The sequence below is a fragment of the Methylobacterium aerolatum genome (assembly GCF_022179085.1).
Classification (GTDB): Bacteria; Pseudomonadota; Alphaproteobacteria; order Rhizobiales; family Beijerinckiaceae; genus Methylobacterium; species Methylobacterium aerolatum.
The window spans coordinates 80,239-95,468 of the sequence record NZ_BPQE01000011.1 but is presented as its reverse complement, the minus strand read 5'-3'; the positions used below and the strand labels follow the sequence as shown (position 1 = coordinate 95,468).

The 15,230-nt window shown below is 71.6% G+C and carries 10 protein-coding genes; 3 read left to right on the top strand and 7 right to left on the bottom strand.

Features of this window, described 5'->3' with window-relative positions; translation table 11 throughout:
• Positions 1–17: 17 nt before the first annotated feature.
• The 6 genes from MFF06_RS07265 to MFF06_RS07240 all read right to left on the bottom strand — a co-directional run bounded on the left by MFF06_RS07265 (position 18) and on the right by MFF06_RS07240 (position 10,802).
• Positions 18–653 carry a class I SAM-dependent methyltransferase gene (locus MFF06_RS07265; protein ID WP_370876711.1) on the bottom strand — a complete coding sequence of 212 codons (636 nt, stop codon included), beginning with the start codon at positions 651–653 and terminating at the stop codon, positions 18–20.
• 437 nt (positions 654–1,090) lie between these two features.
• Positions 1,091–4,582 carry a YhaN family protein gene (locus MFF06_RS07260; protein WP_238202467.1) on the bottom strand — a complete coding sequence of 1,164 codons (3,492 nt, stop codon included), beginning with the start codon at positions 4,580–4,582 and terminating at the stop codon, positions 1,091–1,093.
• 4 nt (positions 4,583–4,586) lie between these two features.
• Positions 4,587–5,825, bottom strand: coding sequence for a metallophosphoesterase family protein (locus MFF06_RS07255; RefSeq protein ID WP_238202465.1), 1,239 nt, complete (start codon positions 5,823–5,825; stop codon positions 4,587–4,589).
• A 381-nt stretch (positions 5,826–6,206) separates the two neighbouring features.
• Positions 6,207–7,811: an efflux transporter outer membrane subunit gene (locus tag MFF06_RS07250; protein ID WP_238202464.1), complete on the bottom strand. Its 1,605-nt coding sequence runs from the start codon at positions 7,809–7,811 to the stop codon at positions 6,207–6,209.
• A 94-nt stretch (positions 7,812–7,905) separates the two neighbouring features.
• A complete protein-coding gene (locus tag MFF06_RS07245; protein ID WP_238202462.1) occupies positions 7,906–9,483 on the bottom strand; it encodes a DHA2 family efflux MFS transporter permease subunit in 1,578 nt (525 codons plus the stop codon).
• On the bottom strand, positions 9,480–10,802 hold the full coding sequence (locus MFF06_RS07240; protein WP_238202461.1) for an HlyD family secretion protein: 1,323 nt from the start codon (positions 10,800–10,802) through the stop codon (positions 9,480–9,482). The genes MFF06_RS07245 and MFF06_RS07240 overlap by 4 nt, the downstream gene beginning before the upstream one ends.
• 208 nt (positions 10,803–11,010) lie before the next feature.
• Here MFF06_RS07240 and MFF06_RS07235 point away from each other — a divergent pair, with 208 nt between their 5' ends.
• A complete protein-coding gene (locus tag MFF06_RS07235; RefSeq protein ID WP_238202460.1) occupies positions 11,011–11,616 on the top strand; it encodes a TetR/AcrR family transcriptional regulator in 606 nt (201 codons plus the stop codon).
• 135 nt (positions 11,617–11,751) lie between these two features.
• Here MFF06_RS07235 and MFF06_RS07230 read toward each other — a convergent pair whose 3' ends face one another.
• Complete coding sequence (locus MFF06_RS07230) at positions 11,752–11,967, bottom strand: hypothetical protein (protein WP_238202459.1); 216 nt, start codon at positions 11,965–11,967, stop codon at positions 11,752–11,754.
• 223 nt (positions 11,968–12,190) lie between these two features.
• Between MFF06_RS07230 and glcE the strand changes: the two genes are divergently transcribed.
• Positions 12,191–13,378: a glycolate oxidase subunit GlcE gene (gene glcE, locus MFF06_RS07225; protein ID WP_238202458.1), complete on the top strand. Its 1,188-nt coding sequence runs from the start codon at positions 12,191–12,193 to the stop codon at positions 13,376–13,378.
• 51 nt (positions 13,379–13,429) lie between these two features.
• A complete protein-coding gene (gene glcF, locus MFF06_RS07220) occupies positions 13,430–14,761 on the top strand; it encodes a glycolate oxidase subunit GlcF (protein ID WP_238202457.1) in 1,332 nt (443 codons plus the stop codon).
• The last annotated feature ends 469 nt before the right edge of the window (positions 14,762–15,230 follow it).

Sequence of the window (15,230 nt, the reverse complement as noted above, 5' to 3'; positions counted from 1 at the left end):
AGGGTGGGACGGGCGGTTCAGCCCGTCTTGCGCATGCGGATGAGGGAGAAGTGCCCGAGCGGCGGCAGCTCGCGCCGCTCGACGATGGCGATGCCCGGCGCGGTGGCGGCCCAGTTGGCGTAGCGCGCGAAGGAGAATTCGGTCCGCCAGCCGAGGCGGCTGGTCAGCGGCATCAGGGTGTGCTCGATGGCCCGGCGCAGGCCGCGCTCGGCACCGATGCGAGTGGTGATGACGATCTCGCCGCCGGGCCGCAGGACGCGGGCGAATTCGTGGAGGGCGGCCTCGGGGTTGGGCACCGCCGTAACGACATACTGCGCCACCACCACGTCGAAGGAGGCGTCCGGCAGGTCCAGGCGCTCGGCATCCATCACGGCCAACCGCTCGACGTTGCGCAGGCCGAGGCGGTCGACGCGGTCACGGGCCTTCTCCAGCATCGGCGCCGAGATATCGATGCCGAAGACGCTGCGGCACTTGGCATAGGCCGGGAGCGACAGGCCGGTGCCGACGCCGACCTCCAGCACCCGCCCCCCGACCCGCACCGCCGCCGCCGCGGCGAGGCTGCGCCCGCGGGCGAAGACCGGGCCGAAGACGAGGTCGTAGACCGGCGCCCAGCGGCCATAGGCCCGCGCCACCCCGTCGCGATCGAGCGCCACGCCGAGCGATCGCTCCCGGGAGGAATCCCGGCTGTCCAATCCGAGTGCCACGTGTCGAAACCTTCCCTCAGGCGGTGGCGGCGGGCGTCCCATGCCCTCGCCTCCCGGATGCCGGCTTCGGCGGAGAGACAAAGCGGGCCGACCCCGTGAGATCCGAAGCCGACAGTCGATGTATGGTTGATTTTTGTAGCTTCTGTGACACCGTGCACGGCCTGCCGCACTATTCGATGAGGCGTTGCGAAATTTTACTAGCCGGCTCAAGGATCGATTACGGTCCTATGGCGAGCACATCGACGCAAATTGCTCCAATTGAGCGGCTACATCCGCGCCTCAGCCGGCAAAAGACTAGACGCCGTCATTGCAAGCACAGCGAAGCAATTCAGGGACGCGCGATAGGCGGAGATGGTCCGCTCCGCTCGCAGTGACGGGGGCGGGCGCTACAGCGTCAGCACGTCCACCGCCGCGCCGAGCCGCGCCTGCGCGATCTCGGCCACATGGCGATGGTGCGTGAACAGGATCGGCTGTACCGCCCCGCCGATCGCCGCCAGCGCCTCCAGCCCGTGGGCGGTGCGGGCGTCGTCGAAGGTGGAGAACAGGTCGTCGCCGATGAAGGGCGCGGGCTCGGCGCGGCCGGCATAGTCCTCCAGATGGGCGAGCCGCAGGGCGAGGTAGAGCTGGTCGCGGGTGCCCTCGCTCATGGCCTCGATGGAGACAAGACCGCCGCCGCCCGTGCCCGAGGCGCGGCGGCCGACGAGGCGAGGCGTGTCGTCCTCGTCGTAGCTCTGGGCGAGCCCGTCGAAGGCGCCGCCGGTCAGGCGAGTGAACAGGGCGCCGGCGCGGGTGATGAGCGGATCCTGCTGGCCGGCCCGGTGCTTGGCCACCGCCGCGCCGAGCATGAGCCCGGCCAGCCGCAGCACCGCCCAGGAGCGGGCGGAGTCCTGCATCTGCGCCTCGGCGCCCTTGCGCTCGGCGAGCGCCAGCTCCGCGCCGGTGCCGCCCTCCAGTTCGGCCCGCTTGGCGAGGTCGCGCTCCCGGTCGGAGTAGACGACGCGGCTGCGCTCCTCGATCTCCTCCGCCTCGGCGGCGAGGCGAGCGAGCCCGGCCTCGATGGCCTCGGGCGGCGTCTCGGCCAGGCCGGCGCGCAACTCCGCCTCGGGCAGGCCGTCGCCCGCCGTGGCGAGGTCCCGTGTCCGCAGCCGGGCGAGATCGGCCCGCAACCGGGCGCGCCCGTCGAGGCGGGCGTGCAGGGCCGCGAGATCCTCCAGGGAAGTCTCCCCCGCCCCCGGCAGACGCTCGGCGAGCAGGCGGGTGAGGCGGTCGCGGGCGGCGACGGCGTCGCGCCCGGCTTCGTCGGCCGCGTGCCCGGCGCCCTCCGCGAGGCGGGTCAGCTCCGTGCGGCGCACCGCCTCGGCCTGCGCCGCCTGGAGCCGGGCGTGCAGCGTGCGGATGCCCGCGCCGGGGGACATCGCCGCGAGATCGGGGGCGAGATCCGCGACGAGCCCCGCGACCGCGGCATGGAAGGTGTCGCGGTCGCGTCCGAGCCCCCGCACCCTCCGGGTGAGTTCGGTATGGCGTGCGAGGGCGTCGGGCACCTCCCGCCACGCGGCCAGGGCGCCCTCGGCCTCGTCGAGACCCGCGCCGCCGGGCAGGGCCAGCAGACCCAGCACCTCGTTCCAGGCCGCCCGCCATGCGGCGCGGCGGGCCTCCGTCTCGGCCCGCGCGGCCTCCTGGCGCTCCACCGCGAAGTGGGCGGCGGCCAGCCGCCCGGTCGCCTCGCGCCCCGCCTCCCACCGGGTGGCGAGGTCGGCGACGTGCCGCTCCAGGCCGTCGAGCAGGGCGGCGGGATCGAGGCCGGGCAACACGGCGAGACCGCTGCGCTCGGCAAGGTCGGCGAGGGGCCCGGCCGCCGCCGCGATGTCGCGGGCCAGCCGGTCGCGGCTGATCCGTTCCTCGGCGAGATCCTGCTCGGCGCCGATCACCGCCTGCGCCTCCACGAGCCAGCGGGCCATCTCGACGGGCGGCCCCGGCCGAATCCCCGCCACCTGCCACGCCTTGCGCCACGCGGCCTCGGCCTGGGCAATCTCGGCCTCGGCCTCGGTCAGCGCCGCCGCCTCCTCCTCCACCTCGGCGAGGGCGGCGGCGTGGCGGCGCTGGTCGGCGGCATGGGCCGCGACCCGCCCGGCGTCGGCGGCGCGGGCATCGGCGAACCGGTCCGCCGCCTCGACGGCCCGCTCGAACCCGACGAGCGCCTCCGGCAGAGCCGCCTCACCGGACAGGAGGGCGTCACGAAGGGGCGCGAAGGCGGCGGCGCGGGCGGCGCGCAGGGCGTCCAGGCGCTCCTGCGTCGGCACGGCGGCATCGGCCTCGCGCTCCTCCAGCCGGGACTGGATCTCGGCAGCCCTGCGCCGGGCGGCCTTCACCCGGTCGGCGGTGCGCCCGCGCTCCCGCTCCGCCTCGTCGAACAGCGTCTGGAACCGGCCGACGGCCTCCGCCGACGGCAGCGGCGTCCGCGCCAGGGCCGCCGGATCGGTCACGGGCGGCGAGAGGCGCCCGGCACGGTCCCGCAGGAGGTCGCCCGCCCGCCGGACCCCATCCTCGAACTCCCGGTGGCGGGCGATGGTCTCCCTCAGCCGCGCGAAGGGACGCAGCAGGTCCCTCAGGGGGGCGGGATCGATCATCGGGCCCGCCGCCTCGCCCTCGCGGACCAGCCGGTCGCGCTCGGCGAGCGCCGCGTCCGCCTCGCGGGCGGCCTGCACCTCCGCCGCGTCGAGGGTGCGGCCCTCGCGCAGGAGGCGCTCGATCCGGGCGCGAGCGGCGTCGGTGGGCAGGCTCCCGGCCAGCGCGTCGCGGTCGCCGAGGCCGACGCGGGCGCAGAGCCGGTCGAGGTCCCGCGCCGCCCGGTCCGCCTCCCCGGCGAGGCGCGTCAGGTCGGTCCCGTCCTTCTCGTACCGGTCGATCCCCCGGAACGCCTCCAGGATCTCTTCGGCCCGCCCGGCGAGGGGGGCCACGGGGGGAAGCGCCTCGACCTCGGCGCGGGCACGCGCCAGGGCCGCCGTGGCGCGGAGGGCGTCGGCCTCGGCGGCCCGGCTCTCGGCGAGGGCCGCGCCGAGGCGCGCGATCCAGGCGGCATCCGCCTCCACCGCCTCCGGCTCCTCCGCGAGGCGGGCCTCCAGCGCGTCGATCTCCGCGAGCACGGGGCCGACGCGCTTCAGCCGCTCCAGCCGGGCGCGGCCCGCGGCGATGCGGCCGCGCTCGGTGCGCAGGGCATCCAGATCGGCGGCGGCGGCGGCGATGCCGTCGTTGAGGGCGCGCCACTCCGCGGTGGAAACCCCCGAGTCCCGCTCGGCCTTGCGTGCCTCCTGCCAGCGGTCGAGGGCTTGGTAAAAGCTGCGGTGCCCGGCCTTGCGGGGGGTGAAGATCGCCTCGGCCTCGCCGTCGAGCTGTGCCTGCAACTCGGTGAGGCCGCGAAGGCCCGAGCCCGCCGCGAACAGGCTGGCGCCCACCTCTCCCTCGACCTCGACCATCTCCCGGCCGCCCCGCCGCAGGGCCTCGGCGTCGAGGCCGAAGGCGCGGCAGAAGACCGGGCGGGTGAGGCCGCCGAGGTAGGGGGCAAGGGCGTCGTCCGGCAGCGGCGCCTCGTCGGCGTCGATCAGCGTGCGGAGGTTGCCCTTGCGGCGGCGGAACACGAGCCTCTGCCCGTCGGCGCGGGCGATCTCGGCCCCGACGCGCATCAGCGGCATGTCGTGGAGGAAGGCGTAGGGGGTCGATTTGCCGAAGCCGAAGAGCAGGTCCGTCACCGCCGAAAGCGCGGTGCTCTTGCCCGCCTCGTTGGCGCCCAGCACCACGTGGAGCCGCGCGTCCGGCCGGAAGCCGAGCACCCGGTCGGTGAAGGCGCCGTAGCGTTCGAGGTTCAGGCTGAGGAGGCGCATGAGCTCAACAGGTCCGGCCCGAGAGGCGTCCGAGGACGAGGGCCTGGGCCTCCGCGCACAGGGCCTCGAACTCGCCCTCGAGATCCGCCTCCTCGGCGGCGCCCGCGGGCATCTTTCGGACGATCTCGCCGAGCGCCGCCTTGGCCCGCTCGCGGAACTCCGGATCCCGGTCGAGACCGGCCATCAGCGCCGTGGGGTCGAGGGTGACGGTCGAGGCCGGCACGGCCTCGCGCGGGCGGCGGGTCTCGACCTTCAGCCGCTCCAGCCAGATCTCCTCGTGGACGCGATGGGCCGCCGCCTGGACTTCGGCCGCCAGCTCGTCGCGATCCGCGCAGAGCCGATCGTGGGCGGCGCTCTCGCCGGTCAGGTGAACGCGCACCAGCACGAGGCGCGAGGCCGCGACGCCCGCCAGCGGCCGCAACGCCGCCTCCACCCGCTCCAGCGCCGCCGGCATCGCGGCGACCTCCGCCAGATCGACGGACGCCGTCTCGAAACGGGCGCGGTCGAAGACGACGTGCTCGACGGCATCCACTTGGCCATCCTCCACGGAGACCAGCACGGCACCCCGGGGCCCGCATTCGCGCACGCTCCGCCCCTGGAGGTTGCCGGGGAAGACGATCCAGGGGTCGCGGGAGAGTTCCTGATACTCGTGGATGTGGCCGAGCGCCCAGTAGGCGTAGCCCCGCCGGGCGAGGTCGGGGATCGAGCAGGGCGCGTAGGTGGCGTGGGCGGCGTGGCCGGTGCAGGAGGTGTGCAGCACGCCGAGGTTGAACCAGCCCGGCAGGGCGGGCGGGTAGGTCAGCGAGAGGTTCTCCTCCACCGCCCGGTTCGGGAAGCTGCGCCCGTGGATCGCCACCCGGTGCGCCTCCAGCTTGTGGGTCGAGGCCCGTGTCGTGGAGAAGACGTGGACGGATTGCGGCAGGGTGATCGACTTGGTGATGACGCTCTCGGCATCGTGGTTGCCGCGCACCATCACGACGGGGATGCCCGCCCGGTCCAGCCGGGCGACCTGCCGGGCGAAGAACAGGCCGATCGAGGCATCCGCCCAATCGCCGTCGTAGATGTCGCCCGCGATCACCACGAAGGCCACCGCCTTCTCGATGGCGAAGGACACCAGATCCTCGAAGGCGCCCCGCCCCGCCGCAGCGAGCCGCCGGGCCAAATCCGCATCGCGCCCGGCCAGTCCGGTGAGCGGACTGCCGAGGTGAAGGTCGGCGGCGTGGACGAACTGAAAACGCGACATCCGGGTCCTGGGCGGCGACCGGTGTTCTTAGGACGTTCCGATGCGGGGGCTCAAGGTGGGGGTTGTGGACAGGCCGCTCGCGGAGTCGGTGGTACCGGCTATTAGTTTTACATTGTCGTCGTCCATGGGAAGGCATCGTGCCTGTCGCCAAGATCGATCGGACGATCGGCACGCTCGACGTGACCACCCTGCGAGAGGTGGCCAGAGCCATCTCGTTCTTTCTGGATCTCTGAGACCAAGTTTCGTCACGCCGCCGCGCGCCCTCCGTCATCGCAGATGAGGCGACGCGATCAGGGGCAGCGGGGCCGCCGCGGACGCGGCGCATTTCGGGATTGCGTCGCCGCACGCGACGTGACGGGAGAGTGGTTCGCCCTTCGCCGGCTACGGCACCACCGGCCGGGGGATGATCTCCGCCACCGGCACCTGCGCCACCTCCGGCGGGCCCGGCGGTGCGGGTTGGGGCGGGAAGGCGCCCTCCCAGCCGCCGCCGAGGGCCTTCGACAGGGCGACGAAGTCCGTCGACATGCCGGCGGTGGCCTGGGACAGGTTGGTCTCGGCCTGCAACACCACCTGCGCGTTCTGCAGCACCGTCGTGAAGATCTCGACCCCCTGCGTGTAGCGGGCGCGGGCGAGGTCGAGGCCCCGGCGGGCGTCGCCCACCTGCCGGGCCAGGCGGGCGCGGCGGCCCGCATCGCCCTGGAGGGAGGCGAGCGCGTTGACGACCTCGTGCCAGCCCTGGAGCACCGCTTTCTGGTAGGCGATGGCCGCCTCCTGCTGGCGGGCCTGCTGGAGCACGAGGTTCGAGCGCAGCCGACCGCCCTCGAAAAGCGGAATCGAGAAGGACGGCCCGATATTCATGTATTGCAGCGAGGAGCCGCGGAAAACCTTCAGTGGATCGATGGCGTTCACGGTGGGGCTGGCGGTCAGCGTCACCCGGGGAAAGAACTCGGCCTCCGCCTCGCCGATATCGGCCACCGCCGCGTGCAGGGTCGCCTCGGCCTGACGGATGTCCGGGCGGCGGCGGATCAACTCGGAGGGGATGCCCACCGGCACCCTCGGCGGCACCGGCGGGATGCCCCGTCCGCCCGTGAGGTCCTGCGCGAGCGACAGGGGAGGCTCCCCGAGCAGCAGCGAAATCGCGTTGATCTGCTGGATCTCCTGCTGCTGCAGTTGCGGGATCTGCGCCTGGACCGCCTCGACCTGCGAGGCGGCGCTCGCCACATCGAGCCCCGTCACGAGGCCCTTCTGCTGGCGGATGCGGACGACATCCAGGATCTGCTGGTTCACCCGCACGTAGGTCTGGTAGATTCGGATGAGGTCCTGCGTGCCGCGCAACTGCACATAGTCACGCGCCAACTCCGCCTGGGCCGAGACCAGGGCGCCCCGGCGCTGCTCGGCAGAGGCTTCGGCCTGGGCCTGGGCCGATTCCACCGAGCGCCGCACCCGGCCCCAGAGGTCGAGTTCCCACGAGGCGTCGAAGCCGAGGGTGTAGCTCTCGAAGCCGTTGGTCAGCGGCGCCGTGGGATCGGTGCCGCCGGTCAGGCCGCCGAGGGAGCCCGAGAGCAGGCCGATCGTGCCGTTCCTGCTGAACTGCTGCCGGTAGGCCGAGCCAGTGCCGGAGAGTGTCGGCAGGGCCGCCGCCTGGCTGGTGCCGAGCTGCGCCCGGCTTTGGAGCAGGCGGGCGGTGGCCGTCTGCACGTCGAGGTTCTGGGCGGCGATCCGGGATTCGAGCCCGTCGAGGACGGGATCGCGGAAGGCGCGCCACCACTCGACGTCCGGCGGGGCATCGGTGGTGCGATGGAGGAGCGGCAGCGACGTGTGCACGGCCCGCCCCGGCGCGGGCTCGACATAGGTGGCCGACGCCGCGACCGAAGGCACGGGCCGTACGAAATCCGGCCCGACGACGCAGCCGCCGAGGAAAGGTGCGACGCCCCCTACCGTCATTGCGAGCGCAGCGAAGCAATCCAGGGCAGCGCGACGTCGCACGGCGTGGCGGATCCCTGGATTGCTTCGCTGCGCTCGCAATGACAGGGACATCGGGGACCGATTCGATCGGCTCTTCGGCATGCGGATCGCCATGTCAGTGCCCTCCGCCACCGCCGCCCTTGGCGGTCTTGGCCGAGATCAGGAAGCAGAACGGCACCACGAGGAAGGCGACGATCGCCGTGTATTGGAAGACGTTCCCGTAGGCGAGGATCGAGGCCTGCTTCTGGTACATCTGGTAGGTGTGCGCCACGGCCTCCTGATGGACGGAGCCGGCCGCCCGGCCGAGCGATCGCAGGGTTTGCTCGCTCTCCTGGATGAGCGCGGTGTAGCCCTGCCGCAGCGGCGTCATGAAGCCGGACAGATGCGCCTGATCCGCTTGCCGCCGCTCGGTGACGGCCGCCGTCGAGAGGGAAATCCCCAGTGAGCCGAAGACGTTGCGGAACATGGAGAACAGCGCCGCCCCGTCGCTGCGGTAGTGCTGCGGCAGGGTGAGGTAGGCGATGGTCGAGATCGGGACGAAGAGGAAGCCCAGCGCCGCCGTCTGCAGGGAGCGCATGATCACCAGAGTCTTGAAGTCGATATCGGGCGTGAGCTTGCTCGAATACATCAACGCTACGCCCATCAGGGAGAAGCCGAACATCACGAGGTAGCGGGTCTGCACCACCTTCATCAGTTGCCCGACGATGGGGATGAGGATGATCACCACCACCCCGCCCGGCGAGAGGATGAGCCCCGATTGCAGGGCCGGGTAGCCAAGCACGTTCTGCGCGAATTGGGGGATGATCACGGCGCTGGCGTAGAGGGCGAAGCCCATGGCGCCGATGAGGATGCAGCCGATGGCGAAGTTCTTGTCGCGGAACACGTCGAGGTCGATGATCGGCTTCTTGGCCGTCAGCAGCCAGCAGATGGCGAAGAACACGCCGAGCCCGCCGATGATCGTCATGGTGACGATGAAGGGCGAACCGAGCCAGCCGTCGTCCTCGCCCCGGTCGAACACGATCTGGAGGCACCCGATGCCGATGACGATGAGGGACAGACCGATATAGTCGATCCCGCGCTTGCGGTTCTTCTTGGCCTGCTCGTGCGGCGGATCCTCCACGAGGATGAAGTTGAGGATCACCGCCAGGATGCCCACCGGCACGTTGACGAAGAAGATCCACCGCCAGTCGAGATGCTCCACGAGGTAGCCGCCCAGCGTCGGCCCCAGGACCGGGGCCACGACGGTCGCCACCGCCGTCACGCCGAAGGCCGCCCCGCGCTTGGCCGGGGGGAAGGTGTCGAGGATGATGGCCTGCTGGCTCGGCTGGAGGCCGCCGCCGAAGAACCCCTGCATCAACCGGAACACGATGATCTGCCCGAGGCTCTGGGAAAGGCCGCAGAGCAGGGACGCCACCGTGAACATGCCGATGCAGATGAGGAAGTAGCGTTTCCGCCCGATCGTGTCCGAGAGCCACCCGGCGATGGTGAGCACGATGCCGTTGGCCACGAGATAGGCGGTGAGCGTGTAGGTCGCCTCGTCGCTGGAGGCCGCCAGCGAGCCGGCGATGTAGGGCAGCGCCACGTTGACGATGGTGGTGTCGAGGATCTCCATGAAGGCCGCCATCGTCACCACGACGGCGATCAACCACGGGTTGGCTCGGGGCTTCCAGGCTTGGTCCACCGCGCCGCTCACTTGAGCATCACCGTCGGCTCCGCGCTGATGCCGAGCGGCAGCGGCTCGTCCTTCTTGAGGCCGGAATCGATCACGATCTTCACGGGCACCCGCTGGACGATCTTGATGAAGTTGCCCGTGGCGTTCTCCGCCGGAAAGGCCGAGAATTTCGAGCCGGAGCCCCGCTGGATCGAATCGACGTGGCCCTGGAGGTCGAGGTCCGGATAGGCGTCGATGGCGATCGAGACCTTCTGGCCCGGCCGCATGCCGTCGAGCTGCGTCTCCTTGAAGTTCGCCGTCACCCACATGTCGGTCGTCACGAGCGACATGACCTGCTGGCCGGCGGAGATGTAGTTGCCGGCATTCACGTTGCGCCGCGTCACCCAGCCGTCCTGCGGGGCGCGCACCACCGTCCACTCGACGTTGAGCTTCGCTTGGTCGAGGCGCCCTTCCGCCTGCTCGATCTGCCCCTGGATCTGGCTGAGCTGATCCTCCGACTGGCCGATGTTCTGCTTGACCGGCTCCGCCTGGATGACCCGCGCCTGGGCCTGCTCCACCTGCGCCTTGGCCTGGGCGAGGTTCGCGGCGGTGGTATCGACCTCCTGCTGGGTGGTGGCGAGCTTCGGCAGGCTCTTCTGCCGGTCGTAGTTCGCCTGCTGGAGCTGCAGGTTGGCCTTCGCCGAATCGAGATTGGCCTTCGCCAATTCGAGGGCGGCCGGGAAGTTCTTGCGGGCGATCTCCACGCCGAGCTTCTGGCTGTCCGCCTGCGCCTTGGTGGTGTCGAGCTGCCCCTGCGCCTGCTCCTGCGCGAAGGCGTACTGCCGGGCGTCGATGTGGAACAGCGGGTCGCCCTTGTGGACGAACTGGTTGTCGGTCACGTCCAGGCTGACGACTTGGCCCGCGACCTGCGGCGCGATGGTGACGATGTTGCCGTCGGTATAGGCGTCGTCCGTGGAGGCCTTCCCCCTGGTCGAGAGCCAGTAATAGACCCCGCCGCCAATCATCGCGAGGATCACGACCGCCGCGATGCCGATGACGAGGGGCCGGCGGGACTTGCGCCGGGCCTCGCCCTCGTCGTTTTGCCCGCCCTCGTCCTTCTGCGCGCCCTTTTCCCCTTTCGAGTCCTCGCCCTCGGAGGACGGGCGCTTGCCGCCCTCGTCCTGCCGCCGCTCGGAGGACGGGCGCGCGCCCTCGTTCCGCCCGGCGGGACGGCCGTCGCGGTCTGCGTCCTCACGGTCCCGGTCGTCGCGGGCGGCCCCGACGTCGAGATAGTCCCGGCGTCGGTAGCTCGGCCGGTCGCGACCCGGCCGCTGCCCGAACGCCTCGTCGTCCTCGCGCATGTCGATTGCTCGTTCCCGATCCCGCGCCCTCGGCGGCGGAATTGACTGGTCCGCGGGACGGGCGGCGATTGCCCCTCCCTAACCGAACCGATAAGTACGGTTATAAGATGAATCGGATCGGATGATGTCAACGGCGGGCGACACTCCCCACAGGCATCGCCCGCCACGGGTGCCCCGGGGGCAACGGCGCCGTCACGAGATCTTGATCGTGGCGGAACGGGCCTTCCTCGGCCAGGGATTCACCGAGACCACGATGCAATCCATCGCGGCGGCGGCCGGTGCCTCGAAGGAAACCCTGTACCGCCACTTCAAGAGCAAGGACGACCTGCTCATCGAGATCGTCCTCGCCCGGACGGCGGAGCTCCGGCGTGCCCTTGACGGAGATGTCGATAGCGGCGCCGGCATGGCGGCGGTTCTGACCCATCTCGGGCGCAACCTCCTGACGGCGGTGACGACGCCCGATACCGTCGCCCTCCTGCGGATCGTGATCGCGGAGACGGTCCGCAACCCGGACCTCGGCCTCTCCCTCTACACGGCGGGCCCCGAGCGCACGAACCGGCTGCTGACGGGCTATCTGGCGGCGGCCAAAAGCCGCGGCGAGTTCCATGGGGACGATGCCGCGCTGGCGGCCTCCCTGTTCCTCGGCTCGGTCCTCGGGAACGAACCCCTCGTCGGCCTGCTGCGTCGGCCGAAGCATCCGATGACGGCGAAGGCCATCGAGGCGCGGGTGGGCGAGGCGGTGACGCTCTTCATGACCCGCTATGCGGCGACGCCGCCAGGCGCGGCGGAGGCGGCACCTTCGCGGACGGGGTAGCAGGCTGCCGCACACCACTCGCCGTCACTGCGAGCGCAGCGAAGCAATCCAGAATAGCGCCAAGATCGAGAAGCGGCCCTCCCGCCCCTGGATTGCTTCGCTGCGCTCGCAATGACGGTAGCGGCGGCTTCAGAATTACCCCGCCGGAAAGCCCTGGGCCGAGAGCCACTCCGCCACCGCCCGTTCGACGGCCTGTTGCGGGCTTGGCTTCGGCTCCGGCTGCGCGGCGATCCACGCCGCGACGGCGGCCATCAGCGGTGCGGGGAGGACGAGGGGCGCGCGTGCCTCGGCCTGGGCCCTGAGGACGGCCTCGGCCGCGATCTGCGCGATGCTCGCTGCAATCTTCTCCATGGTCGGAACCCAGTGAGGAACGCCGTCGTCGGTGTCGTACTCTTATGCGCCGGGAAGCCCGCGCCGGTCCATCGGCGCTCCGGTCGCGCCGTCTGTCCCTGCGGACGGGAGAAACGTCGCCGTCTGAAAGGTGCGCGCCGATGCCCGTCTTGCCAGGGCCGACCGTTCCGGCGACACCCGCATTCTGGATCGGATCCAAAGAGAAGAGCGGGGGCGGGAAACGATGGGCGGTCACGAGCCCGAAACCGAGGCGGAGGCGTGCGAGCGCGTGCGCGCGGCGGCGGCGAAGGCGGAACGGCTGCGGATCGTCGGCGGCGGCACCAAGGCCGGCCTCGGCCGCCCGGCGCAGGACGAGGCGACGCTCTCGGCCCGGGGTCTCACGGGCATCACGCTCTACGAGCCCGCCGAGATGGTGATCGGCGCCCGCGCCGGCACGCCGCTCTCCGAGGTCGAGGCGCTCCTCGCCTCCCGCGGCCAGATGCTGACCTTCGAGCCCGCCGACTACCGCGGCCTCTACGGCACCACGGGCGAGCCGACGATCGGCGCCGTGGCGGCGATCAACAATTCCGGTCCCCGCCGCATCAATGCCGGGGCGGCCCGCGACAGCCTGATCGGCGTGCGCTTCGTCAACGGCAAGGGCGAGGCGATCAAGTCGGGCGGCCGGGTGATGAAGAACGTCACCGGCCTCGACCTCGTGAAGCTCATGGCCGGGGCGCACGGCACGCTGGGCCTCCTCACCGAAGTGATCTTCAAGGTGCTCCCGGTCAACGAGCGGGTGGCGACCCTGGTGCTCACCGGCCTCGACGACGCCCGCGCCGTCGAGGCCCTGGCGGCGGCCCTGGGCTCGCCCTTCGAGTTGACCGGCGCGGCCCACCTGCCCGCCGGGATTGGCGGGGGCGAGGCGCGGACGCTGATGCGCCTCGAAGGATTCTCGGACTCGATCGCCTACCGGATCGGGGAATTGAAGCGCGTGCTGAAGCGCCATGGCGCCCCCGGCGTGATCGAGGGCGAAGAGGGCGCCGCCCTGTGGCGGGCGGTGCGTGACGCCGCACCGCTCGCGGAGCCCCCCGGCGAGGCCCTGTGGCGGATCTCGACCGCGCCCTCCAAGGGCCCCGCCGTGGCCGCCGCCATCGGCGCCCGGTGCCCGGCCCGGTGGTTCTACGACTGGGGCGGCGGCCTGATCTGGCTCGCCACCCCCGCGGCGGGGGATGCGGGCGCCGGGGCCGTTCGCGACGCCGTGCGCGCCCATGGCGGCCACGCCACCCTCGTGCGGGCGCCCGATGCGGTGCGCGCCGCCGTGCCGGTCTTCGAGCCGCAGGCCGAGGCGCTGATGCGGATCAGCGCGGGCATCAAGGCGGCCCACGATCCGGCGGCAATCTTCAATCCGGGCCGGATGTATCCGGGCGTGTGACCAGTTTTCCCCTCCCCCGCGAGGGTGAGGGAAGGGACCTAGGATCGACCCGTGCAGACCAACTTCACCCTCGCCCAACTCGCCGACCCCGCCATGGCGGCCTCGGAGAAGATCCTGCGGACCTGCGTCCATTGCGGCTTCTGCACGGCGACCTGCCCGACCTACCTCCTGCTCGGCGACGAGCTCGATTCCCCCCGCGGGCGGATCTACCTCATCAAGGACATGCTGGAGGGCGGCAAGCCGGCGAGCGCCGAGGTGGTCCGGCACGTGGACCGCTGCCTGTCCTGCCTGTCCTGCATGACCACCTGCCCCTCGGGCGTGCACTACATGCACCTCGTCGATCATGCCCGCACGCATATCGAGAAGACCTACGACCGCCCCCTGGGCGACCGGCTGCTCCGGGCGGTGCTGGCCTTCGTGCTGCCCTATCCCGGCCGGTTCCGCCTCGCCCTCTGGGGCGCCAAGCTCGGACAGCCCTTCCGGGGCGTGGTGGCGCGGGTGCCGCAACTCGGCAACCGCCTCGCGGCGATGCTCGACCTCGCGCCCGCCACCATGCCCGGCCGCAACGCCTTCGACCGCCCCGGCACCTTTCCGCCCCGCCAGGGCAAAGCCACCAAGCGCGTGGCCCTGCTGCGCGGCTGCGCGCAGAGCGTGCTGCGGCCGGATTTCAACGAGGCGGCCATCCGCCTTCTCAACCGGCACGGGGTCGAGGTGGTGCAGGCGCAGGAGGGCTGCTGCGGGGCGCTGACCCACCACATGGGCAAGGAGCATTCGGCCCACGCCCACGCCAAGCAGGCGATCGACGCCTGGGACGCCGAGATCGCCAAGGGGCTCGACGCGATCCTCGTCACCGCCTCCGGCTGCGGCACGACGATCAAGGATTACGGCTTCATGTTCCGCGAGGACCCGGCCTATGCCGAGAAGGCGGCCCGGGTCTCGGCGCTGGCCAAGGACGTGACCGAGTTCGTGGCCACCCTCGACCTCGGGGCGCCGACGGTGGAGAGCGACCTCGTCGTCGCCTACCACTCCGCCTGCTCCATGCAGCACGGCCAGGGCATCCGCACGGAGCCGAAGGCGCTCCTCACCCGCGCCGGCTTCACCGTGAAGGAGGTGCCGGAGGGCCATATCTGCTGCGGCTCGGCCGGAACCTACAACATCCTCCAGCCCGAGATCGCCGGGCGGCTGCGGGCGCGCAAGGTCGCCAACATCGAGCGCATCCGGCCCGACGTGATCGCCACCGGCAACATCGGCTGCGCGACGCAGATCGGAAAGGGCACCGCCATCCCCATCGTTCACACGGTGGAACTCCTGGACTGGGCGACGGGCGGCCCGAAGCCCGCCGCGCTCACGGCCGTCCCCCCCCGCCTGGAGGCGGCCGAGTGACAATCGCGTGACCCATTCTTGCGAGGGGACGGCGCATTCGTGCGGGCGCCCCTTGCCAAACCGCGGCCACGGTCAGTAATGGTATCGACCCCTTTCCGGTCACGCCGGTCGCAACTGCGACTCGCGGACGCGGCCGAATTCTATAGAAGGCGGACGCGGCGTTGCAGCGGGTATTTCACCCGCGCAGGCGACGGCGGACCATTTGACCGACCGGACAGGTGTCGGACGTCGCGGCGGAGTTCGCCGCACTTTGGAATTCACGGCCGGCCCTTAAGACCGGTCGAGATGCTTTCGCGAGGTCGGGAGAAGATGGAGGGACGCACAGCACCGCTTGCCGCTGCTCGTGCCCCGCTCGCACGCACGGCGCCCCGCGCCGTCCTCGCCATCCGCCCGGCCATTTTCAACCCCAGGCGCCCAGGGCGCCATCAGGCGGTTGACGGCACAATCCCATCCCCCTTCCCCGTGGCCT